At 62.5% G+C, this 23,860-nt stretch carries 19 protein-coding genes; 10 read left to right on the top strand and 9 right to left on the bottom strand.

Translation table 11 applies throughout. The annotated features are described in order from the left end of the window. Positions 1–13 precede the first annotated feature (13 nt). Genes L1073_RS15685 through L1073_RS15660 form a run of 6 tightly spaced genes read right to left on the bottom strand, consistent with a single transcriptional unit; the run spans position 14 to position 6,257 of the window. On the bottom strand, positions 14–1,144 hold the full coding sequence (locus L1073_RS15685; protein WP_246900813.1) for an ABC transporter ATP-binding protein: 1,131 nt from the start codon (positions 1,142–1,144) through the stop codon (positions 14–16). Positions 1,145–1,188: 44 nt separating this feature from the next. After that, entirely contained in the window at positions 1,189–1,953 is a 765-nt protein-coding gene (locus L1073_RS15680; RefSeq protein ID WP_246900812.1) for an SDR family oxidoreductase, read from the bottom strand. A gap of 43 nt (positions 1,954–1,996) precedes the next feature. After that, complete coding sequence (locus tag L1073_RS15675; RefSeq protein WP_246900810.1) at positions 1,997–2,827, bottom strand: carbohydrate ABC transporter permease; 831 nt, start codon at positions 2,825–2,827, stop codon at positions 1,997–1,999. Beyond that, positions 2,824–3,720 carry a carbohydrate ABC transporter permease gene (locus L1073_RS15670; RefSeq protein WP_246900808.1) on the bottom strand — a complete coding sequence of 299 codons (897 nt, stop codon included), beginning with the start codon at positions 3,718–3,720 and terminating at the stop codon, positions 2,824–2,826. The genes L1073_RS15675 and L1073_RS15670 overlap by 4 nt, the downstream gene beginning before the upstream one ends. 3 nt (positions 3,721–3,723) lie before the next feature. Then, complete coding sequence (locus L1073_RS15665; protein ID WP_246900806.1) at positions 3,724–5,157, bottom strand: ABC transporter substrate-binding protein; 1,434 nt, start codon at positions 5,155–5,157, stop codon at positions 3,724–3,726. Between the two features lie 53 nt (positions 5,158–5,210). Next, the gene (locus L1073_RS15660; protein WP_246900804.1) at positions 5,211–6,257 is read right to left on the bottom strand and encodes an NAD(P)-dependent alcohol dehydrogenase; all 1,047 of its coding nucleotides are present in this window, start codon (positions 6,255–6,257) and stop codon (positions 5,211–5,213) included. A 374-nt stretch (positions 6,258–6,631) separates the two neighbouring features. Here L1073_RS15660 and L1073_RS15655 point away from each other — a divergent pair, with 374 nt between their 5' ends. Further along, complete coding sequence (locus L1073_RS15655; protein ID WP_246900802.1) at positions 6,632–7,543, top strand: helix-turn-helix domain-containing protein; 912 nt, start codon at positions 6,632–6,634, stop codon at positions 7,541–7,543. Positions 7,544–7,772: 229 nt separating this feature from the next. Here L1073_RS15655 and L1073_RS15650 read toward each other — a convergent pair whose 3' ends face one another. From L1073_RS15650 to cmoA, 3 genes are all read right to left on the bottom strand, one after another. Then, a complete protein-coding gene (locus tag L1073_RS15650) occupies positions 7,773–8,561 on the bottom strand; it encodes an ATP-binding cassette domain-containing protein (protein WP_246900801.1) in 789 nt (262 codons plus the stop codon). 93 nt (positions 8,562–8,654) lie between these two features. Then, positions 8,655–9,659: a tRNA 5-methoxyuridine(34)/uridine 5-oxyacetic acid(34) synthase CmoB gene (gene cmoB, locus L1073_RS15645; RefSeq protein ID WP_246900799.1), complete on the bottom strand. Its 1,005-nt coding sequence runs from the start codon at positions 9,657–9,659 to the stop codon at positions 8,655–8,657. After that, a complete protein-coding gene (cmoA, locus tag L1073_RS15640) occupies positions 9,652–10,395 on the bottom strand; it encodes a carboxy-S-adenosyl-L-methionine synthase CmoA (protein ID WP_246900798.1) in 744 nt (247 codons plus the stop codon). Before cmoA ends, cmoB begins: the two co-directional genes overlap by 8 nt. A gap of 119 nt (positions 10,396–10,514) precedes the next feature. On the opposite strand from cmoA, the gene pgi reads away from it, so the two are divergent. From pgi to leuA, 9 genes are all read left to right on the top strand, one after another. After that, positions 10,515–12,194: a glucose-6-phosphate isomerase gene (gene pgi / locus L1073_RS15635; protein WP_246900796.1), complete on the top strand. Its 1,680-nt coding sequence runs from the start codon at positions 10,515–10,517 to the stop codon at positions 12,192–12,194. Between the two features lie 28 nt (positions 12,195–12,222). Beyond that, positions 12,223–12,918, top strand: a complete 696-nt coding sequence (locus tag L1073_RS15630; protein ID WP_246900794.1) for a YqiA/YcfP family alpha/beta fold hydrolase — start codon at positions 12,223–12,225, stop codon at positions 12,916–12,918. A gap of 10 nt (positions 12,919–12,928) precedes the next feature. After that, positions 12,929–14,809, top strand: a complete 1,881-nt coding sequence (gene parE / locus L1073_RS15625; protein WP_246900792.1) for a DNA topoisomerase IV subunit B — start codon at positions 12,929–12,931, stop codon at positions 14,807–14,809. A gap of 120 nt (positions 14,810–14,929) precedes the next feature. After that, positions 14,930–17,188 carry a DNA topoisomerase IV subunit A gene (gene parC / locus L1073_RS15620; RefSeq protein ID WP_246900790.1) on the top strand — a complete coding sequence of 753 codons (2,259 nt, stop codon included), beginning with the start codon at positions 14,930–14,932 and terminating at the stop codon, positions 17,186–17,188. Between the two features lie 24 nt (positions 17,189–17,212). After that, positions 17,213–18,436: a phosphoserine phosphatase SerB gene (gene serB / locus L1073_RS15615; protein WP_246900788.1), complete on the top strand. Its 1,224-nt coding sequence runs from the start codon at positions 17,213–17,215 to the stop codon at positions 18,434–18,436. A gap of 119 nt (positions 18,437–18,555) precedes the next feature. After that, the gene (locus tag L1073_RS15610) at positions 18,556–20,268 is read left to right on the top strand and encodes an HD domain-containing phosphohydrolase (protein WP_246900786.1); all 1,713 of its coding nucleotides are present in this window, start codon (positions 18,556–18,558) and stop codon (positions 20,266–20,268) included. A 92-nt stretch (positions 20,269–20,360) separates the two neighbouring features. Next, the gene (locus L1073_RS15605; RefSeq protein ID WP_246900784.1) at positions 20,361–21,404 is read left to right on the top strand and encodes a M4 family metallopeptidase; all 1,044 of its coding nucleotides are present in this window, start codon (positions 20,361–20,363) and stop codon (positions 21,402–21,404) included. Then, the gene (locus tag L1073_RS15600; protein ID WP_246900782.1) at positions 21,401–21,751 is read left to right on the top strand and encodes a protealysin inhibitor emfourin; all 351 of its coding nucleotides are present in this window, start codon (positions 21,401–21,403) and stop codon (positions 21,749–21,751) included. The genes L1073_RS15605 and L1073_RS15600 overlap by 4 nt, the downstream gene beginning before the upstream one ends. A 387-nt stretch (positions 21,752–22,138) precedes the next feature. Further along, entirely contained in the window at positions 22,139–23,854 is a 1,716-nt protein-coding gene (leuA, locus tag L1073_RS15595) for a 2-isopropylmalate synthase (RefSeq protein WP_246900781.1), read from the top strand. Positions 23,855–23,860: the final 6 nt, after the last annotated feature.

Raw genomic sequence — 23,860 nt, 5'->3', positions numbered from 1 at the left:
GATCGCAGTTGGGTCAGGCGGGCTTCGCACGGTTTTCCTGGCGATCGATATCGACCAGCGGGTGGCGATGCAGATGGGTCAGCGCTTCGCCGTCGCCCTTGAAAAGGTGCGCGCAGGTTGGAGCGAAGGAAAAGCGCACTTGATCGTGTACGTGGAGGGCGACATCCCCGTCGGCGACCAGGATCCATTCGCTGCCGCCATGCTCGAGATACAGCGAGGTTGCGCCGCCGAGCCGCTCGATGACCACGATCTTGCCCTCCAGCGGGCCCTGCTCGTCGAGCTCGAGGTGTTCGGGGCGGATGCCCAATGTCAGGGTGTCGCCGGCACTGACGCCGTCGCCCATGACCGGTACCCGGCAGTCACCGCCGGGCAGTGCCACGTTGATGCCTTCACCGCTTGCTTCGCGGACCTCGACGTCGAGGAAATTCATCTTCGGCGAGCCGATGAAGCCGGCCACGAAACGGTTGCACGGGTGGTGGTAGAGTTCCATCGGCGAGCCGATCTGCTCGACTTCACCGTCCTGCAGCACGACAATCTTGTCGGCCATGGTCATGGCCTCGATCTGATCGTGGGTGACGTAGATCATCGTCGCGTCGAGTTCCTCGTGCAGCCGTGCCAGCTCGATACGCATCTGCACGCGCAGCGCCGCATCGAGATTCGACAACGGTTCGTCGAACAGGAAGATGCTGGGATTGCGTACGATCGCCCGGCCGATGGCCACGCGCTGGCGCTGACCACCGGAGAGCGCGCGGGGCTTGCGGTCGAGCAAGGGTTCGAGCTGCAGAATCCGTGCAGCGGCGAGCACCTTCTCGCGACGCTCGGCCTTTTTCACCTTGGCCAGGCGCAGACTGAAGCCCATGTTGTCCTCGACGGTCATATGCGGATAGAGCGCGTAGCTCTGGAAGACCATCGCCAGGCCACGCTCGGCCGGCCCTACCTCGTTGATGCGCTTGCCATCTACCTTGATATCGCCGGCAGTGGCACTCTCCAGTCCGGCGATCATTCGCATCAGGGTCGACTTGCCACAGCCCGAGGGGCCGACGAAGACCACGAATTCGCGGTCCTTGACCTCGAGATCGACGCCCTTGATTACCTGGGTGCCACCGAAGTCCTTGACGATGTCGTTGAGTTGTAGCGTTGCCATGGCGGTTTCCTGGGGTTGATGGGCGGGCGGTGCTCGACTGGCGGCTACCAGAGCGTGTAGCCACCATCCACCACGACGATGGAACCGGTCATGAAGCTCGAGGCGTTGCTGGCCATGTAGACGATGGTGGGGCCGAGCTCTTCGGGCGTGGCGGCGCGCTGCATGGGTGCGTCGTCGATCCAGCGCGGCTTGAATCGGGGGTCTTCGACCTGCGCCATCGAGGTCTTGACGTAGCCGGGCGCCAGCGCGTTGACGCGAATGCTGTAGGGGGCCCATTCGGCGGCCAGCGACTTGGTCAACTGGTGCACGGCGGCCTTCGAGGCGTTGTAGGCGGGTTGCATCTGCGGGCGGTTGACGATCATCGCCGAAATCGAGCCGATATTGATGATCACGCCGCCGCGCGACTGCATCCGCCGACCGGCGGCCTGGGCGCAGTACCATAGCCCGTGGACGTTGATATCGAAGATCTCCCGCCAGCGCTCCGGGGTGACATCCAGCGCTGGCGCATGCTGGCAGGCGCCAGCGTTGTTGAGGAAGATATCGACCGGGCCGAGAGTGGCTTCGACCTCGTCGAGCAGGGCATCCGCCGCTCCGGGCTGGGTAATGTCGACCTCCACCGCCATGGCGCGATGTCCGGCCGCCTGCAGGGCCTCGACCACTTTCAGACTCTGCTCGTGTCGGCGGGCGGCGATGGCGACGCTTGCGCCGACCTGCGCCAGTGCATGGGCGAACGCCTCGCCGAGCCCGCCGTTGCCGCCGGTGACGACGGCGACCTTGCCGCTGAGGTCGAACTGCGACATCACGTTCATGGGTGTCTCCCGGTCTGTTGTAGGACTGTTGTTTAAGGGCCGCTTATTTCACGGCGCCCAGGGTCAGTCCCTGGACCAGCCAGCGCTTAACCAGCAGCCCGGCGATTGCCATTGGGCAGACTACGATGGTGCCGATCGCCAGCAGCTTGCCCCAGTCGATGCCGGTCTGGGTCAGTAGTTGCGCTGCGGCGATGGGAATCGTCTGGGTGCTGGGCCCGGAGAATGTCTGGGCGAAGGCGTAATCGTTCCAGGCGAAGATGAAGCACAGGATGGCAGTGGTCACCAGCCCGGGGGTCATCAGCGGCAGCACCACGTAGCGGAACGCCTGGAATTTGGTGGCGCCGTCGATCATCGCCGCTTCTTCCAAATCGGGAGGTAGGTCGTCGAAGAACGCGGTCATCAGCCAGATAGCGAACGGCAGGTTGAAGCTCAGATAGGCGACGATCAGGCCGGCGTGGGTGTCGAGCAGATAGAGGTAACGAAACAGCAGGTACAACGGCACGATGACCGCGGCGATTGGTGCCATACGGGTGCTGATGATCCAGAAGGCCAGGTGCTGCTTGCCTCTGATTCTGATCCGCGACAGCCCGAAGCCGGCCATGCAGCCGAGCACCACGGCGATCAGCGTCGAGACCCCGGCGATGAACAGGCTATTGAGCAGGTAGGGCCAAAGACTGTTGCCGCTACTGAACAGCGAGGCGTAGTGCTCCAGGGTGGGCGTGAAGAAGATCCGTGGCGTGTTGGCAGTAATGACGCTGTTCGGCTTGAACGAGGATAGCACCATCCAGATGATCGGTATCAGCGTCCATACCAGCAGCAGCGTCAGCAGGGTGACCTTGAACGTAAGGGGAATCCAGCGCTTGGAGGTGGTCATGAGACCTTCTCCTGGCGTTTGAGTAGCTTAGTGAATGCCGTGGCGACCATGATCGAGAATACCAGCATGGTGATGCCCACGGCGGCGGCATAGCCCAGGTCGAAGAACCGGAAGGCGATGTCATAGAGCCTGATGGGGATGATCTTGGTGGAGTCCGCGGGCCCGCCGTTGGTGGTGATGAAGATGATCGCGAAGAAGCGAATCGCGTCCATGGCGCGGATCAGCAGCGCCACCAGCAGGATGTTGGAGATCGACGGCAGGATGATGTAGATCAGTTTCTGGGCGTACTTGGCGCCGTCCATCTCGGCCGCCTCGAGTACGTCCTCGGGCACCGAGGTGAGCCCCGCCAGGACGATCAGTGCGACCAGTGGCGTCCATTCCCAGACATCCATGAGGATGACCGCGACCATCGCCGAGCCGACGTTGCCTAGGATGTTTCCGTCGAACAGGCCTGTTTCATTGAGCATCCAGGCATACAGGCCGTGGCTGGGGTCGAGCATGAAGCGCCCTAGCAATCCCACGATCACTGGGGCGATGAACATCGGGATCAACAGTAGCGAGATGATGATGTTGCTGCCCCGGGTCAGACTGTAGACCAGCAGCGCCATCATCGTGCCGATGACCATCTCCAGGCCCACCGTGGCCAGGAAGTAGACCAGGCTGATCAGCCAGCTGGAGCGGATGTCCGGGTCCGTGAACACCCGCTTCCAGTTGTCGAGGCCCGAGAACTCGAAGGCCAGCCCACCCATCAGGCTGACATCGTTGAAGCTCATCCAGATGATCGAGAAGAACGGCACCAGCGTTATCAGGGCGAGCAGGAAAAGGGCTGGCGACATCATCGCCAGCTCGAATCCTTGTCGCCGTGCCGAAGGTTTTCCGGTCGACAGCGCCATGAGTTATGCCCCTACGATACGATCGATGCGCTGCTTGGCGCTCTGCATGGTTTCCTCGGGGGACATCTGGCCCGCCAGCATCTTCGAGAGCTCGGTGAAGATCACCGTGTCGACCTCGTTCCACTGGGCGATCTTGGGTCGCAGGCCGATGTAGTCGTCCTGCCAGGCGACCAGCATGGTGTCCGCCGTGAGCATGTTGGGCATATCGGTGGGCGGGGTACTGGCGGCCTTGACCTCGGGCATGTCGTAAACCGATTGGCGAGTGGGCGTGCCGCCGCCGACCTTGCTCTTCAGTCCCATTAGCTGGGTCTGCGGCGAGGTCGCCCAGACCAGGAATAGCCAGGCTGCCTTCTGCTTCTCGGCAGAGGCGTTGGCGTTGATGCCGATTCCGGTGCCGCCCCACAGGTTGACGCTGCGCGCCGGGCCCTTGGGCAGCGGTGCGTAGCCGACCTTACCTTGCAGATCGGAGCTTTCCAGCGCGCCGGCGAACTCGTGCCACTCGGGCATCATCGCGAACTCGCCGTTCTGGAAGGCGTTGGCAACCCCGGTCCAGTCCCAACTGGTGCTGCCGGGGTGGGCGATCTTGAGCAGCTTCTGGTAGAAGCGCGCCGCTTCCAGCGCGGCCTCGCTGGTCAACTGGCAGGCGCCGGGCGAGTCGGTGCCAAGCAGGCCGACCTGCTGGCCGTTGGCGAAATAGCTACCGCCGTAGGCGAACAGCACGTTGGAGAAGTCGCACATCAGCGAGTCGTACTGCTGGGCCTGGTGGCCGGTGCCGTACTTGACCTCGCTGGCGTTGCCGTTACTGAACCACTCGGCGATCTGGTAGTACTGCTCCCAGGTCGTGCTGTCCGATGGCATCGGATCGAAGCCGAGATCCTGCTGCATCTGGTCGTGGTATTTTTCGAACAGGTCGCGACGGTAGATCCAGATCATCGTCGGGCAGTCGTAGGGCAGGGTATACAGGCTTTCCTTGTCTTCGAAACGGCCGGCGGCGGCCAACTGCGAGGGGATGAAATCCTCGATGCCCTTGGGCACGACCGGTTGCTGGTCGTCGTTGATGAAGGTGTTGAGATCCACCAGGCCGCGATGGTAAGGCGCGAGCACCTGGTAGGGGTCGGCATAGATTACGTCGAATGAGCTGCGTCCGGCGCCGAAGTCCAGCGCGACCTTCTGTACCAGCGCACCTAGCTGCATTTCGGTGATGTTGACGGTGATGCCGGTGAGTTCCTGGAAAGACGCCAGGTTGGCGGCGATGGCGGTGGTTGGCGGCGTGTTCTCGGAGATGAATTGGATGGTGGTGCCACTGGCCTGCTTCCAGGCCTCATCGCTGGCCATGCCTTGGGCCAGGGCCGTTCGCAGTGGGCCTGCACCCATCAACGATAGGCCGGCGAGTCCGCCTATTCCTTTCAGTATGTCGCGACGCTTGAACTGGGTCATTGTTGTTCACCTCTTGGTAGGTTCAGGTCCAGTGTGCTTTCTGGCTGGCGAGTTCAGGCGTCAAGCGTGATCTGCAGCTTGACGTCATGGGGGCGTGCGCTCGCGGCGCGCTCGAACGCAGTGATGCTCTGGTCGAAATCGAAGGTCTCGCTGATCAGTGGCTTGAGGTCCACCTTACCCGCAGCGATCAGATCGATCGCCCGGTCGTAGACATTGGCGTAGCGGAATACCGTCTCGATGCGTAACTCCTTGGCCTGTGCCGAGACGATGTCGAAGGTGACCGGCTCGACGGGCATGCCGACCAGCACGACCGCGCCAGCGGGCCGGGCGCAGTTCAGGATGTCGTCGTAGACCTTGGGACTGCCGCTGGCTTCGAACACCACGTCGGCGCCCCAATCCTGGCCGCAGCGCTTGTCGACGGCTTCCCGCAGCGACTCATGCGAGACATTAACGGGGGTGATGCCGGCGTAGCGCCCGGCGATTGCCAGTTTCTCCTCGACCAGGTCGGAGACCAGTACCTCGCTGGCGCCCCCCGCCAGCGCCGCCAGGGCGACCATCAAGCCGATCGGCCCGGCGCCGGTGACGACGCAGACGTCCCCCGGCTGCATGCGCGCCTTGACCACCGCCTGCATGCCGATCGCGAACGGCTCGATCATCGCACCTTCGGCAAAAGATACCGATTCGGGGAGCGCGAAGGTGAACGCCGCCGGGTGGACGACTTCGGGTGTCAGGCAGCCATGCACCGGCGGCGTGGCCCAAAATCGCACGCTGGGATCGACGTTGTAGACGCCCAGCTTGGCGGCACGAGAGTTAGGATCGGGGATACCAGGCTCCATGCACACGCGTTCACCCACATGAAGGTGGCTTACATTGCGGCCGATTTCGGTCACCACGCCGGACGCTTCGTGGCCGAGCACCATCGGCTCGCGGACGACGAAGGGGCCGATCTGGCCGTGGGTGTAGTAATGCACGTCGCTGCCGCAAATGCCGACAGTATGGATGCGCACGCGCACGTCATCGGGGCCGAGCTGGTCCGGCAGGTCGATCGCGCGCAACGACAGCTCGCGCTTTTTCTCCAGCACCAGGGCTTTGGCTTTCATGGCACTCTTCTCAAGTCGTATTGAAAATGGGCGAGAACAGTCTTCAATCAGTGAGCCCAAACTCGCCGCAGGCTTAGCTATGAAGCTACGCGCCACGCTGGAAAAACGGCTAGGCTATAATTTTCGAGTGAATGATACTTTTTTGCAGACTTTTTCCTGCGAATATATAAATATTTGTTCCGAAAGTCTTTTTAGGCTCGAATGAATGTTTGTTTAATCTATGAATGAAGAGAGGTTGTGACCAAAGTATAAATCGAGACGGGAACATGAAAGGCCGACGAACTGCTTTATTTGAAGACAATGAAGCGTCTGGAGTGGAAGGCGTTTGCTGAAGCCTTGCATAGTGACATAGTCGAAAGGGGCACCGATAACTCATGATCGCTACGCAGCTTAACGATACTCGTCTTGGTGCACCTGTCTTCGAGAGCATCAGCCAGGACCCGAAGTTCAGTTTCTACTGGCACTGCCACGATTTCCCCGCACCTATCGCCCGCTGGAATTATCATCCCGAGTATGAATTGCATCTCATCCGTTATTCGGAAGGAAACTATTTCGTGGGTGATTATATCGGACGATTCGGGCCTGGTAATTTAGTGTTAGTGGGCCCAAACATACCGCATGCATGGTTAAGCGATCCGGATGACTCACGGCCCGTTATCAAGGGGCGTGATGTCGTTCTCCAGTTCAAAGGCGAGTGGCTGGAACACATGATGACGCTCTGTCCGGAGCTAAACTGCTTGTCGAGGCTCATCGAGGACTCGGCCCAGGGTGTGGAGTTTATGGGAGACGCAGCAGCACGGTGTGCCGAGCTGCTGGTCACAATGGGCGAGCAGGACAATGCCGGCAGGCTACTGACCATGCTGACTATTCTGCGCAGCCTCTCGCAGGGCGAATACCGCATTCTGGCCAGTTGCGGGTACGGACTGGACGCCAAGGACACCTCCTCCGTGCAAGTGGATGCCGTGCTGCGTTATATACACGATCACTTCCATGAAGAACTGCGCATGTCGACGTTGGCCGCGCAAAATGGCATGACCCCTTCCACCTTTTCGCGATTTTTCAAGCACGCTACCGGTGACACCTTCGTCGCCTTTCTGCGGCGGATACGCATCGGCCATGCCTGCCGTCTGTTGCTCGAAGGCAGGCAATCCATCGCCGATATCTGCTTTCAGGTCGGCTACAACAACCTTTCCAATTTCAACCGCCATTTCCGCGAGCAAAAGGGCATGACACCGCGTCAGTATCAGCAGAGTACGGCCGATCGGGTGACGAACAACACGCATTGACCTTCGCGATGTTTCTGCGTTGCCGCGAGGTGGGGGGAGCTCAAGGTGAGATAGTCAAGCCTGACATCCCTCCGTCGCTCTGCGATGGTGGCTAAATGACGATGGGACCTGGTAGGTAGTTGGAGGCGGGACTTCAGGAATGCGGCGCCCGAGAATTTCGACCTGCCAATGACATCAGCCAGTTAGTCCCTGCCTGCCATAAACCTACGGCCCTCGAGACGGATTGACGTTAGGACGTAGCGTCTGGCGCCCTCGGGAGAGATGTCTCTGCCTTCGGCGGGGCCACCTGCACCTTCAATACATGACGCACCGCCGGTGTGAGGTTGGTGCAGCGTGAGCCGGCGTCCATCCACCACACGCGATCACAGCATGCCAAGCTTGCATCGCATTGGCTGATGACCGCCACGATGCACAGTCGGTGGCGCCGGGAGGCGGCTCTCAGGTCGGCAAGTAATCGTTGCTCCTGTTCGGGCGCGAGAGGTTCCAGGTCGAGCAGCAGAATGCCGTTGTCGCGCCGCTGCCGGAACGGGCAGTGGGGTGCCGCCGCGACCTGGCACAGTGACCGCGCAATCATCGCGCGTTGGGCATTCTCCGGGTCGAGTTCTCCCAGGCGTTGGTCGCCCATGGCTTGAAGGTCGAGTGCATTGAGCGCCGTCTCAACCGCAAGCGGAAGGCAGGGCGGCGAACTGGCGCCATGTTGCGTGACGCGTGAGCAACTCTCCAGCAGACCCAGCCCGACGAGGTCGCGCACGCGCCAATCCGCCAGGCTTTGCGGTGGTGCGACGACATGCGAGATGCGCTGGGCACGATAGCTGCTGGGCCAGCAATGCAGGGGCTGGCCGTCGAGGCAAATGCTACCGCGCGTGGGTCGGTAGAGACCGGCGAGCAAGCCGATCAGGGTACTCTTGCCGGCGCCATGCGGCCCGCAGATGCCGAGTAGTTCGCCTGGGACCAGGCGGTCGTTGAAGGGCATCAGGCACGGCGTTCCCTCCAGGGCCGTATTGAAGAGCGACAGCATGAGAGGCCTCCTTCGACGTCGATAATGATAAATATTATCGTTCGCATATCGAGGAAGAGCAAGTCCCATAAGCGCAAGTCAAAGCAGCATAAGTCACTCGGGCTTGCGCGCCACCAGCACGGCCCGGCGTGGTGCCGGATAGCCTTCGAGGGTCAACGTCGGATCCTCGGGATCGAGAAAGTCGGCCAACGATTGAAAGGTCATCCATGCGGTGCTGCGTTGTTCTTCCAGCGACGTCGGGGCTTCGTCGACGACGCGCACGTCCTCGAACCCGCAGCGCTCGAGCCAGTGCGATAGCGCCTTTGATGAGGGCAAGAAGTAGACGTTGGGCATGGCGGCGTAGCGTTCGCCGGGCATGAACACGGTGGTGACATCGCCCTCCACGACCAGGGTCTCGAGGACCAGCTCGCCACCGGGACGCAGGGTGTCGCGCAGTTGCGCCAGATGCTCTAGCGGGGAAGGGCGGTGGTAAAGCACGCCCATGGAGAAGGTGGTGTCGAACGCTTCGAGTTGCGGGGGAACATCCTCGATGCCGACCGGCAGGAAATGCGTGCGCCATGCGTCGGTATCGCCCACGAAATGGCGTATCGCTTGAAACTGGTAATAGAAGCGTGGCGATGGGTCGATGACCAGCACGAATGCCGCGCCCGCGCCGGCCATGCGCCAGGCGTGGTAGCCGTTGCCGCCGCCGACATCCAGTACCCGGCGCCCTTCGAGCGGTAACAGGTGCGGTGCAACACGTTGCCATTTCCAATCCGAACGCCATTCGGTGTCGATCTCGATTCCACCAAGAGCGTAGGGGCCCTTGCGCCAAGGCATCAACTTGCGCAGCAGGTTCTCGCACTGGCGTCGGCGGCTGTCGTCGAGGGCCACGTCGACCCGTACGCTGTCCTGATCGAGTGCCACATGGCGAGTCTCGGGTAGCGCCGGGAGCTTGGCCACGGCCTTTTCCCAGGCGGGAAGATCGCCGAAGCGGCGGCGGTCCAGGCCGTTGGCAAGTTGCTCCGGCAAGCGCGCGACCCACGCGGTCAGGCCGTGGTCGAGAAAGGCGTCGAATAGTGCGCGTTGCATACGGTCGAGCGGGAAGCGGTCAGGCATCCTTGAAGGCCACCATCGAGGCGAAATTGAGATATTGAAACCAGGTGCTGACGCGTGTGAAACCGGCTGTACGCAGGCGGTCGTGATGCGCCTCGAGGGTGTCCGGCACCAACACGTTTTCCAGCGCCGTGCGCTTCTGGCTGATTTCCATGTCGCTGTAGCCGTTGGCGCGCTTGAAATCATGATAGCGTTCCACCAGCCAGGCGTTTTCCTGCTCGTCGGGGAGTATGATCTTCTCCGAGAGGACCAGCACGCCACCGGGTTCCAGGGCGTCGTACAGGCGCTCGATGACCGCGCGGCGATCTTCCGGGGGCAGGAATTGCAACGTGAAGTTGAGTACGATCATGCCGGCGGGTCGGTAATCGACGTGGCGGATATCGCCTTCGATGATATCGATGCGATGATCGGGGCATTCTTCGGCAAGTGTTTCGCGTGCTCGGGCGACCATCGTCGGTGACAGGTCGACCCCGGTCAGGGTAAAGGCCTCGGGCGGCAGTCGCCCGGCGAGTGCCAGGGTCACGGCGCCCAGCGAGCAGCCCAGGTCGTAGACGTGCGCGCCGAAGCGCAGGTGGCGTTCGGCGATCAAGCCCAGCATGCCCAGTATCTGGCCATAGCCGGGGACCGAGCGACGAATCATGTCGGGGAAGCAGGCGACGACCTGTTCGTCGAAGGAAAAGTTGGCCACCCGGTCGAGGGGTGTCGAAAAGATCGCGTCACGATAAGATGCGTCACTCATGAGACATTCAGCGAGTCGAGGCGTGGCGGGGCCACAGGGAATGGCGGCATTGTACGCGCCGCGACGGGGCCGTGCACCTGCGGGGGCCGTTAGCAAGCTTGTCAAGGAGAGTACGAGTCATGACCCAGTCAACCATGATCCATCATTCGCCAGCCTGGCAAAGGCTCGCCGCGCATGCCACCGAAATGCGCGATGTGCACCTCAAGAGCCTGTTCGCCGAGCGTTCCGATCGTCATGCACGGTTTACACGGCGCGGGGCGGGGCTGACGCTGGATCTATCCAAGCATCGTTGGCGTGACGAGACACTGTCGATGCTGCTCGAACTGGCCCGCGAAGCGGATCTGGAGGGCGCCATCGCGCGTTTGCAAAACGGCGAACGGGTCAATCGCTCCGAGGATCGCCCGGCCTTGCATACCGCCTTGCGCTTGCCGTGCGAGGCCAGCTTGATGGTCGAGGGCGAGGATGTCGTCCCCGATGTCCATGAGACGCTGGCCCGGATGCAGGCGATGGTTGAAAAATGTCACGCTGGGCAATGGCGCGGCGCCACGGGGCGGCCGATCACCGACGTGGTGAACCTGGGCGTCGGCGGTTCCGACTTGGGGCCCTTGATGGTGACTCATGCCCTGGCCGATTACCGCCCGCGTGACGTGCATCAGGTCGACATTCACTTCGCCTCGACCATGGACGGCTCGCAACTCGCCGACTACCTGACCCGCTTCAATCCCGCCACCACGCTGTTCGTGCTGTCATCGAAGTCGTTTACCACCATCGATACGCTGTCCAATGCCTCTACGGCGCGCGACTGGCTGATGACGCGCCTGGCCGATGGCGGTCAAGATACCCAGATGAGCGAGCTGGTGATGCGCCAGCATTTCATCGGCGTCTCGACCAAGCCCGAGAAGATGAGCGAGTGGGGTATCGAGCCGCGTCATCAATTGCTTTTCTGGGAATGGGTCGGTGGGCGTTATTCGCTATGGGGTGCCATTGGCTTGCCCATTGCGATGGCGGTAGGCATGGATAACTTCCGCGAGCTACTGGCGGGCGCTCACGAGATGGATCGCCATTTCCGCGACACACCGCTCGAGGACAACCTGCCGGTACTGCTGGCGTTGGCGGGCATCTGGAACGTCAACTTCCTGGATGTGCGCGCGCACTCGATCCTGCCGTATGACGGTCGCCTCGAATACTTCGCCAGTTATCTCGAACAACTTGAGATGGAATCCAACGGCAAGTCGGTCACCAATAGCGGCGAGATCACGCCGTATTCCACCTGTCCGGTGCTCTGGGGACAGCTCGGCCCCAACGCGCAGCATGCCTTCTATCAGTTGCTGCACCAGGGCAGCCAGGCGGTGGAGTGCGACTTCATCGCCCCGGTACGACGTTATGATCGGGTTGAGGATCCGGCCACCCGGGCGCATCTCAAGGCCCAACACCGCTTGACGCTGGCCAACTGTGTCGCCCAGTCGCGGGTGCTGATGCTGGGTGACGAGGCGCTGCCCGACGACGCCCCGCGTCCGAATCACAAGCGCTATCGTGGCAATCAGCCCTCGACCACGCTGCTGCTCGATAGGCTGACGCCACGCACCTTGGGTGCGTTGATCGCCCTCTACGAGCACAAGGTGTTCGTGCAGGCCACTCTCTGGGACATCAATCCCTTCGATCAATGGGGCGTGGAGCTAGGCAAGCAGATCGCCTCCGAAACCGAGCAGATCCTGGCCTCGCGGCGCGGTGCCGAGGCGCTGGATGATTCCAGCCGGGGTCTGCTCGATGTCATCTGGCAAGCACAGGACGCAACATGATACTGGCTGTTTGTACAGGTTGTGCGGTATGCTGACGACACCCGTGGCCAATATGACGCCTGAGGCTAATATGACGCCCGTGGCCAATATGACGCCCGTAGCCAATATTTTGTATCTGCATGGTTTCAACAGCGGCGCGGCGTCGCCCAAGGCGCGTTTGATCGCGGCCACCTGCGAGCGTCTGGCGAGCGAAGATGTGGCGCCGCCTCGGTGTGTTACGCCGCAATTACCGCATCGCCCCGAAGAGGCGCTGGCATGCGCCGAGCGCGAGTTGCATGCCCTGGGCGATGACACCTTGCTGATTGGCAGTTCGATGGGCGGCTTTCTGGCCACCTGTCTGGCCGAACGCTTCGGACTGCGCGCGGTGTTGATCAACCCTGCGGTACGGCCGGCACGCTTGGTGGCGCAGTGGATGGGCGCGTCGCTGGAGAATCCTTATACTCACGAGCGCTTCACCATCGACGCGCGCCATGGCGAGGCGCTCGAGGCCATGACGCCCGCCGCCGTCATCGACCCGAGTTGCTACCGGTTGTTGCTGGGTAGCGCCGACGAGACGCTGGATTGTCGCGATGCGCTGGCTTTCTATGCCGGTGCCTCGATGATTGTGCACCCGGGCGGCGACCACGGCTTCAGTGCCTTGGCCGAGTATTTACCGGCCATCTTCGCGCATGGTGGCTGGACGCTACCTGTACACTCGCACGCGCGCTCTGACGAACCCACTTAATGGACAACGCATGACGCAATACAGTGCCAGTTCCATCGAGGTCCTGTCGGGACTCGACCCGGTGCGCAAGCGCCCCGGAATGTACACCGATACCAGTCGCCCCAACCATCTCGTGCAGGAGGTCATCGACAACAGCGTCGACGAGGCGCTGGCCGGTCATGCGCAGCATATTCGTGTGCAGTTGCATGACGATGGCGGTATCGAGGTCAGTGATGATGGGCGCGGCATGCCCATTGACGTGCATCCCGAACATGGGGTGTCCGGTGTCGAGCTCATCCTGACGCGGTTGCATGCGGGCGGGAAGTTCTCGCAGTCGAGCTACCGTTTCTCCGGCGGGCTGCACGGTGTCGGGGTGTCGGTGGTCAATGCACTGTCGCGGCGCCTGGAAATCGAGGTCTGCCGCGACGGCGACCGCCACGGCATGGCCTTCGCCCATGGCGACAAGGTGGAAGAGCTCGCCGTCATCGGCTCGTGTGCCAAGAAGGCTACGGGCACGGTGCTACGCTTTTGGCCGGATGATAGCTACTTCGATAGCGCCAAGCTGTCGCTGCCTCGCCTCCAGCACCTGCTGCGCGCCAAGGCGGTGCTTTGCCCGGGGCTCGAGGTGACCCTGGTGGATACCGACGGTAGCCAGAACGTCTGGCAATACGCCGACGGCCTGCGCGATTACCTGGCCCAGGCCACCGACGACGTCGAGACGTTGCCTTCTTCGCCGTTTCTGGGCCATTTCGAGGACGACGATCAAGGCGTCGATTGGGCCATTCAGTGGCTGCCGGAAAGCGGTGAGTTGCTGCAGGAATCCTACGTCAACCTGATTCCCACGCCGCTCGGCGGGACGCACGTCAATGGCCTGCGCTCGGGGTTGCTCGAGGCGCTGCGTGAATTCTGCGAATACCGCAGCCTGCTGCCGCGCGGGGTCAAGTTGACCGGCGAGGACCTGTGGGAGCGTGTCGCCTTCGTGCTTTCCGTGAAGCTGCTCGACCCCCAGTTCGCCGGCCAGACCAAGGAGCGCCTCTCCTCGCGCGTGGTGGCGGGCTTCGTCTCCGGTGTCGTCAAGGACGCCTTCTCGCTATGGCTCAATCACCACGTCGATCAGGCCGAGGCATTGGCCGAACTGGTGATCAATACCGCCCAGCGGCGCCAGAAGAGTGCCAAGAAGGTGGCGCGCAAGAAGGTCACCTCCGGTCCCGCTCTGCCGGGCAAGCTCGCCGACTGCGCCGGGCAGGATCCTGTGGCTTCCGAGTTGTTCCTGGTCGAGGGTGACAGCGCCGGCGGCAGCGCCAAGCAGGCGCGCGATCGCGAGACGCAGGCGATTCTTCCGCTGCGCGGCAAGATTCTCAACACTTGGGAAGTCGAGGCGCACGATATTTACAGCTCCCAGGAGGTTCACGACATCGCCGTGGCTATCGGCATGGACCCTGGCAGCGACGATCTCACCAAGCTGCGCTATCACAAGATCTGCATCCTCGCGGATGCCGACTCCGACGGCCTGCATATCGCGACCCTGTTGTGCGCGCTGTTCGTGCGCCACTTCCCAGTGTTGGTCGACGCCGGCCACGTTTTCGTGGCCATGCCGCCGCTGTACCGCATCGACCTGGGCAAGGAAGTCCACTACGCCCTCGATGAAAGCGAGAAGACCGCCATCTTGAAGCGCTTGGAAGGCAAGCGCGGCACGCCCAATGTCCAGCGCTTCAAGGGCCTCGGCGAAATGAGTCCGCTGCAATTGCGCGAAACCACCATGGCCGCCGACACGCGCCGTCTTGTGCAACTGACCCTCACCGCGGACGACGGCACCCGCGAGATGATGGACATGCTGCTGGCGAAGAAACGCGCCAGCGACCGCAAGAACTGGCTCGAGGATTACGGCAACCTGGCGGAGATAGAGGTCTGAGCTACGAGCTACGAGCAGTGGGGTTCGCAGCCCAAAACTCGCGGCTCGTGGCTTTTCCAGAACACTGAGCGCGGGCACTGCCCGTGAATCTTCCATGACGACCAATAGGGCTCCGAACCCATGACCATGGATATTCAGGTAGCGGAAGGCGACGTCGAGCGTCTATCCCTCAAGGAATATACCGAGAAGGCGTATCTCGATTATTCGATGTACGTGATTCTCGACCGGGCGTTGCCACATATCGGTGACGGCATGAAGCCGGTCCAGCGGCGCATCGTCTACGCCATGCGTGAGCTATCGCTGAATGCCAATGCCAAGTACAAGAAGTCGGCGCGTACCGTCGGCGACGTACTGGGCAAGTTTCATCCGCATGGTGACAGTGCCTGCTACGAGGCGATGGTGCTGATGGCGCAGTCGTTCAGCTATCGCTATCCGCTGGTCGACGGCCAGGGCAATTGGGGGAGCCCCGACGATCCCAAGTCGTTCGCGGCGATGCGCTATACCGAGGCGCGGTTGTCGAAGTTCTCCGAAGTGCTGCTCGCCGAGCTCGGCCAGGGCACCGTCGACTGGACGCCCAACTTCGACGGCACCCTCGACGAGCCGGCGGTACTGCCGGCGCGCTTGCCGCATGTGCTGCTCAATGGTGCGACCGGTATCGCGGTAGGCATGGCCACCGACATTCCGCCGCACAACGTGCGCGAAGTCGTGGACGCGACTTGCCACCTGCTGCGCCATCCCGAGGCCAGCGTCAGCGACCTGATGAGCTACGTGCCGGCGCCGGACTTTCCCACCGAGGCGGAAATCATCAGTTCACCGGCAGATCTCGGCAAGCTCTACGAGAGCGGCCGCGGCTCGGTGAAGCTGCGTGGCCGCTACACGCTGGAAGATGGCAACGTGGTGGTGACGGCGCTGCCGTATCAGGTCAGCGGTGCCAAGGTGCTCGAGCAGATCGCCGCGCAGATGCAGGCCAAGAAGCTGCCCATGGTGGCGGATCTGCGTGACGAATCGACCCACGAGACGCCCACGCGCCTGGTGCTGGTGCCGCGCTCGGGCAAGGTCGATGTCGAAGCGCTGATGGCGCATCTTTTCGCCACCACCGACCTAGAGAAGAACGTGCGCGTCAATCTGAACGTGATCGGCTTGGATGGCCGACCTCGGGTCATGGCGCTCGATGCCATCCTGGGCGAATGGCTGCGTTTCCGCCGGGCGACGGTGCGGCGACGACTCGAGCACCGCCTCGATAAGGTCGAGGATCGCCTGCATATCCTCGAAGGCTTGCTGGCGGCGTATCTCGACCTCGACGAGGTGATTCGCATCATCCGCGAGGAAGATGCGCCCAAGCCGGCGTTGATGAATGCCTTCGGGCTCAGCGAGCGTCAGGCGGAGGCGATTCTCGAACTGCGCTTGCGGCACCTGGCCAAGCTCGAGGAAATGAAGATTCGCGGCGAGCAGGATGAACTGAGCGCCGAGCGCGAACGCCTCAAGGAACTGCTGGGTAACGACGCGGCACTGACCGACCTGATCGAACGCGAACTGCGCCAGGACGCCGACGATTATGGCGATGCACGGCGTGCACCGTTGGTCGAGCGCGGCGAGGCCAAGGCCCTGTCCGAGGTCGAACTGGTGGGCGCGGATCCGATTACCGTGGTGCTCTCCGAGAAAGGCTGGATTCGTAGTGCCAAGGGCCACGAGATCGACCCCGCCGGGCTTTCCTACAAGGCGGGCGACAGCTTTCATCTGGCCGCACGCGGCAAGTCCAACCAGCCGCTGGTATTGCTCGATGACGCCGGACGCAGCTATACGCTGAGCGCGCATAATCTGCCTTCGGCCCGCAGCCAGGGTGAGCCCATCACTGGGCGCATTAACCCCGGCGCCGGGGCGCGCATGGTGGGGGTGATGCTCGATGTGCCCGAGGCACACTATCTGCTGGCCTCCGATGGCGGCTACGGCTTCATCGCCCGGCTCGAGGATCTGATCGGCAAGAGCAAGGCGGGCAAGGCCGCGCTCAGCGTACCCAAGGGCTGCAATGTCATGCCGCCGGTGGCGGTGCCGGAAGGTGAAGGCACGCGCATCGCTGTGGTCTCCAACGAGGGGCGGTTGCTGGTGTTCCCGCTCGATCAATTGCCGGTCATGGCCAAGGGCAAGGGCAACAAGATGCTCGATATTCCCGGTGCGCGCGCCGCCAACCGCGAGGAATTCGTGCGTGACCTGGCCGTGTTGCCCGCCGACGCCTCGCTAGTGGTGCATGCCGGCAAGCGCAAGCAGACGCTCTCGAGTCGCGATCTCGACTATTACGTCGGTGAGCGTGGGCGCCGGGGTAGCAAGCTGTCGCGAGGCTTCCAGAAAGTCGACCGGCTAGAAGTCGAAGAAAAAAGATAGAAGAAAGAAGGCAGAAGAGGCCATATGACACAGCGATTATTGATTCGCGCCGGTGGCCCCGACCACCCGGGGCAACTGGCGGCGCTGGGCGCGGCCTTGACGGCATGCCAGGCGCGGCTAGTGGACATTCATCAGCACAGTGCGTTGGGCTATGTCGCCTTCGAGATGCTGGTGAACGCCGACGTAGGCGCTGATACCTTCAAAGCGCAACTGAACGAACATCTCGCCGGGCAAGACCTGGACGAACAGGTGCTCGGCGTCGAGGTCGATGCGGTCTCGGCGGATACGTGGCAAACCCTCAAGGCCCAGGCCGAAATGCCGCGCCTGATCCTGACCCTGATGGCGCCGCAGCTACCTCCGGGGATTCTCGTCGACGTCGGTGAGCTGGCGGCGGCGCATGGGTTGAGCGTCGAGCGTATTGCACGTTTGTCGGGGGGCGATTTCCTCGATGAACAGTCGCCCCATGGTGCCTGCGTGGAGTGCATCCTGCGCGGGGCGGCGGTCGAGCTACCCCGCCTGCGTGAAGAGGCGCTGGCGCTGGGCGCGCGCCAGGGCGTGGATATCGCCATCCAGGAAGACTCCCTGTGGCGTCGCCATCGGCGCTTGGTCTGCTTCGACATGGACTCGACCCTGATCCAGGCCGAGGTGATCGATGAGCTGGCGCGCCGCCACGGTGTCTTTGAGGAGGTGGCCGCCGTCACCGAGCGTTCCATGCGCGGCGAGCTGGATTTCAAGCAGAGCTTCCGCGAGCGCATGGCCAAGCTGGAAGGGCTCGACGAGTCGGTGCTGCGCGAGATTGCCGAGAATCTGCCGTTGATGGACGGCGTCGAACGCTTGATGGCGCATCTCAAGCGTCTGGGCTATCGCACTGCGATCATCTCCGGAGGCTTTACCTATTTCGCGCGTTACCTGCAGGAGCGTCTGGGTTTCGACGAAATTCATGCCAACGAGCTGGTGATTCACGAGGGCAGGATCACCGGCGAGGTGCGCGAGCCGATCATCGACGCCGAGCGCAAGGCCTGGTGGTTGGGCGAGATCGCGCGGCGTGAAGGCTGGGATATGGCGCAGACCGTGGCCGTGGGCGATGGTGCCAATGACCTCAAGATGCTGGAAAGCGCAGGGCTTGGCATTGCTTTCCGCGCTAAGCCATTGGTACGCCAGCAGGCGCAGCAGTCGATCAGCACGCTAGGGCTGGATGCCGTGCTCTATCTGCTGGGCTATCACGAAGACGAACTGACTCGTTTGTAGTTGCTGCCAAGCGCTATTCAAGTCGTTCATGATACAGTCGATAATAGATTACATATCCTTACACGAGCACGCCGCGTAACGGAGGTGCTCGTTTTCGTTTCGTCAGCGTCGAGACCGAGATGTCGCCACCTGATTCCGCACCACCCCAAGACGTCACGCACCCCGGCGAACTTTACGGCTTTCTCGGGGCCCTCACCCTGCCCGGGGGCGCAAGCCTATGCTTCGAGAGTGGCGACGGGGCGCCGTGGCCCGTGGTAGTCATGGATATCGTCCAGGAGGAGTCGCTATGCCTGGATGTCTCTGCGGTCCGCGAGATCGTCCCTCGGCTGCGGCGCGGCGAGACATTCCAGTTGATGGGGCAGGTCGAGGGCGCGATGCTGACCACACAGGCGCTCGCGGTAAATGAATGGCGCGAGCAAGGTGAGCGCCTGCTGGCCGTGTGCGACTATCCGCAAGCGGTGTCCGTGGTGCATCGACGCCAGAGCTTTCGAGCCAGTCTGCGTGCCGACATGGAGGTCGGCGTCACATTGCGTGTGGCGGGCGAGGACACGCCGTATGAAGGGCGGCTTTGCAACCTCTCGCTGGGCGGTTGCCTGGTTGAACTGCCGTTGGCTGCGGCCGCCGCGCTCAAGCCCGAGCAGACCATCGATAGCATTCGCCTGACGTTTCCCAACCAGCGTCATTTCGAATTGCCGGCCAATGTCCGTCACGTGCATACCGACGAGGCATGGACGCAGGCACAGGCGGGCTGCGAGTTTATCGGTTTATCGTCCGGGATGGAGCGCCTGGTGTGGTACTGCGTCAAGGAAGTCGAGCGCGAAAGCGCACGTACCGTCATGCATACAGGACGTCCACTGGAACCTTCAGCGTTATTTCAATCACCCAGCGATGCTCGGCGGGATACGGCACGCCAGCGGCGCACGAAGTCGCAGCCGGGGGGCGCGATGGCGGCCCGTCTCAAGAAAGTCGCCGACTATCTCAACGCGCAATTGGTGCAGTTGAAAAGCGGCGATTCGGTGGCCTCGATACAGCTTTCACGCAGTACCGACACGCTGCTGGCGCTGTGGCAGCAGGACCGTCAGGCGCTGCTTTATGCGAGCGCCTGTCTCACCCAGGAGTCGCATCTGGTGCAGCACAGTCTGATGGTGGCCGTGCGGATGCTGGATCTCGCCCAGTCGCGGCATATGGCGCCAGAACGTCTCAAGGCCGTGGTCGCCTGTGCCCTGCTTCACGATCTGGGCAAGGGCATGCTGCCCGATACTCTGTTGCGTGACGAGACGCTGAGCCCGGAAGAGCAAGCACAGCTCCATACCCATGTGGGTTTGATACGCGAGCGCCTGGACGACTGCCGCTGGCTGGATGGTGATGTCGTCGAGCAAGTCCTCGGCATGGCCAATGAGCGCCTCGATGGCAGCGGCTACCCGGCGGGCAAACGAGGGGACGCGTTGCCCGAGCTGGCCCGCATGATGGCGGTGGTGGATGTCGCCGACGTGATGACGCGCCCGCGACCCGGACGCGCCGCCTGGACGCAGCGCGAGGTCTACCGACATCTGATGACACAAGCCGAAGGCTTCGATAATACTTGGGTGCAGCGCTATATCCGTCGCTTCGGTATGGCGCCGATCGGATCTCTTGCCCTTTACACCAACGGCGCACTGGCCTGGGTTCAGCGTCACGATGGTCATGGCACGCCCAATCAAGTGCATGTCGTGCTCAACACGCGCAATCCCAAGCGGCGCCTCGATCAGCGCCTTGATGACGACGCTATCGGTCAGTTGGGGGAACTTAAGGAAGCCGTGAATGCTGCGCGCTATCGGATGACGCCGGTCTAAGCGTGGTAGCGGCATCGCCTCGTTGCGCATGATCGGCCATCTTGAGCCACACTGCCTGGGTATGTTCGATAGCCGATCGAGGACTCAAGTCGATGTCAGATCCGAAGACTTTAGCGTGCGGCTTCATGCCGCCCCACGTACTTGAGCGTGTCGCGGCGCAAGGGTCGGTACGCCTACGTCGTTGTGCCCAGCAGACGCTCGAGGCCGATCACTGGTTTCGCCAGCGTGGCGCGCCGGCACCGCAGCGGGATGCGGCGCGAGCCGTTGCCGGGCGCCCCGACCGTCGAATTCACAGCGCCGAGCACGAGCAAACGCTGCCCGGACGCCTGGTGCGCGACGAAGGCCAGCCCGAAAGCGGCGATCCGGCCGTGGACGAAGCCTATGAATGGCTGGGGGCAACCTATCGGTTCTACTGGGAGGTCTTCGAGCGCGATTCCATCGATGAACAGGGCATGCCGTTGATCGGTACCGTGCATTACGCTCGCGACTACGACAATGCGTTCTGGAACGGCTCGCAGATGGTCTTTGGCGATGGTGACGGCGAATTGTTTCGGCGCTTCACGGCGGCGCCGGAGGTGATTGCGCACGAATTGACTCACGGTGTGATCGAGCGCGATGTCGGCCTGATCTATGCCGATCAGGCGGGGGCGCTCAACGAGTCGCTGGCCGATGTATTCGGGGTGCTGGTCAAGCAGTACCGCGCTGGCGAGTCGCCCCAGGATGCCGATTGGCTGATCGGCGCGGCACTGTTGACCGATCGCGTGCAAGGCCAGGCGTTACGTTCCATGCAGGCGCCGGGCACGGCGTATGACGATCCCGTGCTGGGGCGTGATCCGCAGCCGGGCCACATGCGCGATTTCGTCGACACGCAAGCCGACAACGGCGGCGTGCATATCAACTCAGGCATTCCCAACCGGGCGTTTTATCTTGCCGCAGTGGCCCTCGAGTCACCCGCCTGGGTAAGCGTAGGACCGGTATGGTACGCGGCGATGCGCGACGCGGCATTGAGCCGAGAGGCGGATTTCGCGGCCTTCGCCGCCCTCACGCTCGAGCACGCCGAACGCCTGCATGGGCGCGAGAGCCGCGAGCGTCGCGCGGTGGATGAGGCCTGGCGCGAGGTGGGCGTCGTCTCATGAGCCACACCGAGCTTCCGGTGTTGTCGGGCGATATACGTTTGGGCGTCGCGCGTGAGGGCGGTTTCGCTTATCTGCCGGGGTTGGTCGCGCCGCGCGAGATCGATTGCGACCGGCTGACACCCTTGCAGTGGGCGCATCTCGACGCGGGCTTGCGTGCTCTGGCGACGCTGCCAGAGGCAGCGCACACGTCGCCCGATGGTCGTTTCTTCCGCCTCACGCTTTCCTCGCGGTGTACCGGGGAGTCGCATTGGCAGCGCTGTCTCGACGAGTCGCATGCTCCGGCGTGGCTGGTGCGCCTGTGGCGAGACGGCCAGGCAGCGCTCGACGAGGAGGCACCATCATCGTGAGGGGCGGTTGACAGCCATGCGTACAGCTGTTTAGTTAGCTATATGACGATCTTCGACATGCGACTAATACGCTTAGACCTACGACTTACCATCGGCCTATGAGCCGACGGGATGCCTCGTGCATCGTCACCCTCCCGGTCTAACGCAGCCCAGTCCAACGAAGATAATGTCAGCCATGTCGAATACCGCCACTCTCTCCCCGACCTTTCCGAATGCTTGCCGCGCCGTCGTCACGCGCTCTTCGGCCCGCGATGCGATTCGCGAGCCGCTGTGTCATGTCATTGCCGACGCCCCGCGAGGCTTATCCGCCGCGGGGCGTCGTCGTGTTCGGGCCGGTGCAGGGCATTCGATTCCCGTCATTTGAATACCGCAGAAGGAGATAACGCCATGATGCTCAAGGACCCTTCCACCAAGTATCGTCCCTTCGAGGCCGTCGACTTGCCCGATCGCCAGTGGCCGGCGCAGCGGATCACGCAGCCGCCCGAGTGGTGCAGCGTGGACATGCGCGATGGCAACCAGGCGTTGATCGATCCCATGGATCTCGAGCGCAAGCGGCGCTTCTTCGACTTGCTGGTCAAGGCAGGCTTCAAGCAGATCGAGGTTGGCTTTCCCTCGGCCTCGCAGATCGATTTCGACTACGTGCGTGAGCTGATCGACGACGACGCGATCCCCGATGACGTCACCATCCAGGTACTGACTCAGGCGCGCCCGCACCTCATCGAGCGCACCTTCGAGGCGCTGGAAGGCGTCAAGCGCGCCATCGTGCACGTCTACAACGCCACCGATCCGGTCTTCCGCCGGGTGGTATTCGGTGTTGACAAGGCCGAGTGCATCCAGATCGCCCAGGATGCCACGACGCAGATCAAGGAAATGATGGCTGCCCGCCCGCAGACCGACTGGACCTTCCAGTATTCGCCGGAGCTTTTTACCTCCACCGAGCTGGATTTCGCCGTGGAGATCGTCGATGCGGTCAGCGAGGTCTATCAGCCAACGCCGGCCAAGCCGATGATCGTCAACCTGCCGGCGACGGTGGAAATCGCCACACCCAATCACTACGCCGATCAGATCGAGTGGTTCTGCCGTCACGTCGCGCGGCGCGATAGCCTGGTGGTGAGCGTGCATCCGCACAATGATCGCGGCACCGGTGTGGCGGCGGCGGAGCTGGCGATGATGGCCGGCGCCGACCGCGTGGAAGGCACGCTTTTCGGCAATGGCGAGCGCACCGGCAACGTGGATATCGTCACCCTGGCGATGAACATGTACACCCAGGGCGTGCATCCGCAGCTCGATTTTTCCAATATCACGCCGCTGATGCGTGAGGTGGAACACTGCAACCAGTTGCCGGTGCATCCGCGCCATCCGTATGTCGGTGACCTGGTCTTCACGGCCTTTGCGGGCTCGCACCAGGACGCCATCAAGAAGGGCATGGCCGAGCGTCGCGACAATCCCGACGGCCCTTGGGGCGTGCCGTACCTGCCCATCGACCCGCTCGATGTGGGACGCTCCTACGAAGCGGTGATCCGCGTCAACAGTCAATCGGGCAAGGGCGGTGTCTCCTATCTGCTGGAACAGGAACACGGCATCGAGCTGCCGCGTCGTCTGTCCATCGAATTCAGCCAGGTGGTGCAGACGGTGGCCGAGCGCACCGGACGCGAGATCACATCAGAAATGATCTATCGCACCTTCGAGGACGAATATCTCACCAGCCGCGAACCCTATGCGCTGATCAATCATCGCCTGAGTTCGGATGACGACAGCCCCCGCGTGCGTCTCGACGCCCAGATCGAGGAACAGGGCGAGTGTCGCCAGGTTACCGGCGAGGGCAACGGCCCGCTGGCGTCCTTCATCAAGGCGCTGGCGGCCCACGGGCTGGATGTCGAGATCATCGACTATCACGAGCATTCGCGCGGTCAAGGCGCCGATGCCGAAGCGGTGGCCTATGTCGAGGTGCGTGTCGAGCAGACGCCGATATTCGGGGTCGGCATCGACGAGAGCATCACTAGCGCCTCCATGAAGGCCGTGCTCGGCGCGTTGAATCGCCATTGGCGTACTCAGCAGGCGCCGGCGCCCAACGTCACCGCCGAGACGCTTGGCGAGGTCTGAGGTCGG

Origin of the sequence: Chromohalobacter nigrandesensis, from assembly GCF_023061285.1 — a bacterium.
GTDB lineage: Bacteria > Pseudomonadota > Gammaproteobacteria > Pseudomonadales > Halomonadaceae > Chromohalobacter > Chromohalobacter nigrandesensis.
This window is presented reverse-complemented; position numbering and strand designations above follow the sequence as displayed.

What these genes read in the sequence shown, in the direction of transcription:
- L1073_RS15685 (WP_246900813.1), bottom strand. Translation starts at nt 1,144, where the DNA reads ATGGCAACGCTACAACTCAACGACATCGTCAAGGACTTCGGTGGCACC.
- L1073_RS15680 (WP_246900812.1), bottom strand. Translation starts at nt 1,953, where the DNA reads ATGAACGTGATGTCGCAGTTCGACCTCAGCGGCAAGGTCGCCGTCGTC.
- L1073_RS15675 (WP_246900810.1), bottom strand. Translation starts at nt 2,827, where the DNA reads ATGACCACCTCCAAGCGCTGGATTCCCCTTACGTTCAAGGTCACCCTG.
- L1073_RS15670 (WP_246900808.1), bottom strand. Translation starts at nt 3,720, where the DNA reads ATGGCGCTGTCGACCGGAAAACCTTCGGCACGGCGACAAGGATTCGAG.
- L1073_RS15665 (WP_246900806.1), bottom strand. Translation starts at nt 5,157, where the DNA reads ATGACCCAGTTCAAGCGTCGCGACATACTGAAAGGAATAGGCGGACTC.
- L1073_RS15660 (WP_246900804.1), bottom strand. Translation starts at nt 6,257, where the DNA reads ATGAAAGCCAAAGCCCTGGTGCTGGAGAAAAAGCGCGAGCTGTCGTTG.
- L1073_RS15655 (WP_246900802.1), top strand. Translation starts at nt 6,632, where the DNA reads ATGATCGCTACGCAGCTTAACGATACTCGTCTTGGTGCACCTGTCTTC.
- L1073_RS15650 (WP_246900801.1), bottom strand. Translation starts at nt 8,561, where the DNA reads ATGCTGTCGCTCTTCAATACGGCCCTGGAGGGAACGCCGTGCCTGATG.
- cmoB (WP_246900799.1), bottom strand. Translation starts at nt 9,659, where the DNA reads ATGCCTGACCGCTTCCCGCTCGACCGTATGCAACGCGCACTATTCGAC.
- cmoA (WP_246900798.1), bottom strand. Translation starts at nt 10,395, where the DNA reads ATGAGTGACGCATCTTATCGTGACGCGATCTTTTCGACACCCCTCGAC.
- pgi (WP_246900796.1), top strand. Translation starts at nt 10,515, where the DNA reads ATGACCCAGTCAACCATGATCCATCATTCGCCAGCCTGGCAAAGGCTC.
- L1073_RS15630 (WP_246900794.1), top strand. Translation starts at nt 12,223, where the DNA reads ATGCTGACGACACCCGTGGCCAATATGACGCCTGAGGCTAATATGACG.
- parE (WP_246900792.1), top strand. Translation starts at nt 12,929, where the DNA reads ATGACGCAATACAGTGCCAGTTCCATCGAGGTCCTGTCGGGACTCGAC.
- parC (WP_246900790.1), top strand. Translation starts at nt 14,930, where the DNA reads ATGACCATGGATATTCAGGTAGCGGAAGGCGACGTCGAGCGTCTATCC.
- serB (WP_246900788.1), top strand. Translation starts at nt 17,213, where the DNA reads ATGACACAGCGATTATTGATTCGCGCCGGTGGCCCCGACCACCCGGGG.
- L1073_RS15610 (WP_246900786.1), top strand. Translation starts at nt 18,556, where the DNA reads ATGTCGCCACCTGATTCCGCACCACCCCAAGACGTCACGCACCCCGGC.
- L1073_RS15605 (WP_246900784.1), top strand. Translation starts at nt 20,361, where the DNA reads ATGTCAGATCCGAAGACTTTAGCGTGCGGCTTCATGCCGCCCCACGTA.
- L1073_RS15600 (WP_246900782.1), top strand. Translation starts at nt 21,401, where the DNA reads ATGAGCCACACCGAGCTTCCGGTGTTGTCGGGCGATATACGTTTGGGC.
- leuA (WP_246900781.1), top strand. Translation starts at nt 22,139, where the DNA reads ATGATGCTCAAGGACCCTTCCACCAAGTATCGTCCCTTCGAGGCCGTC.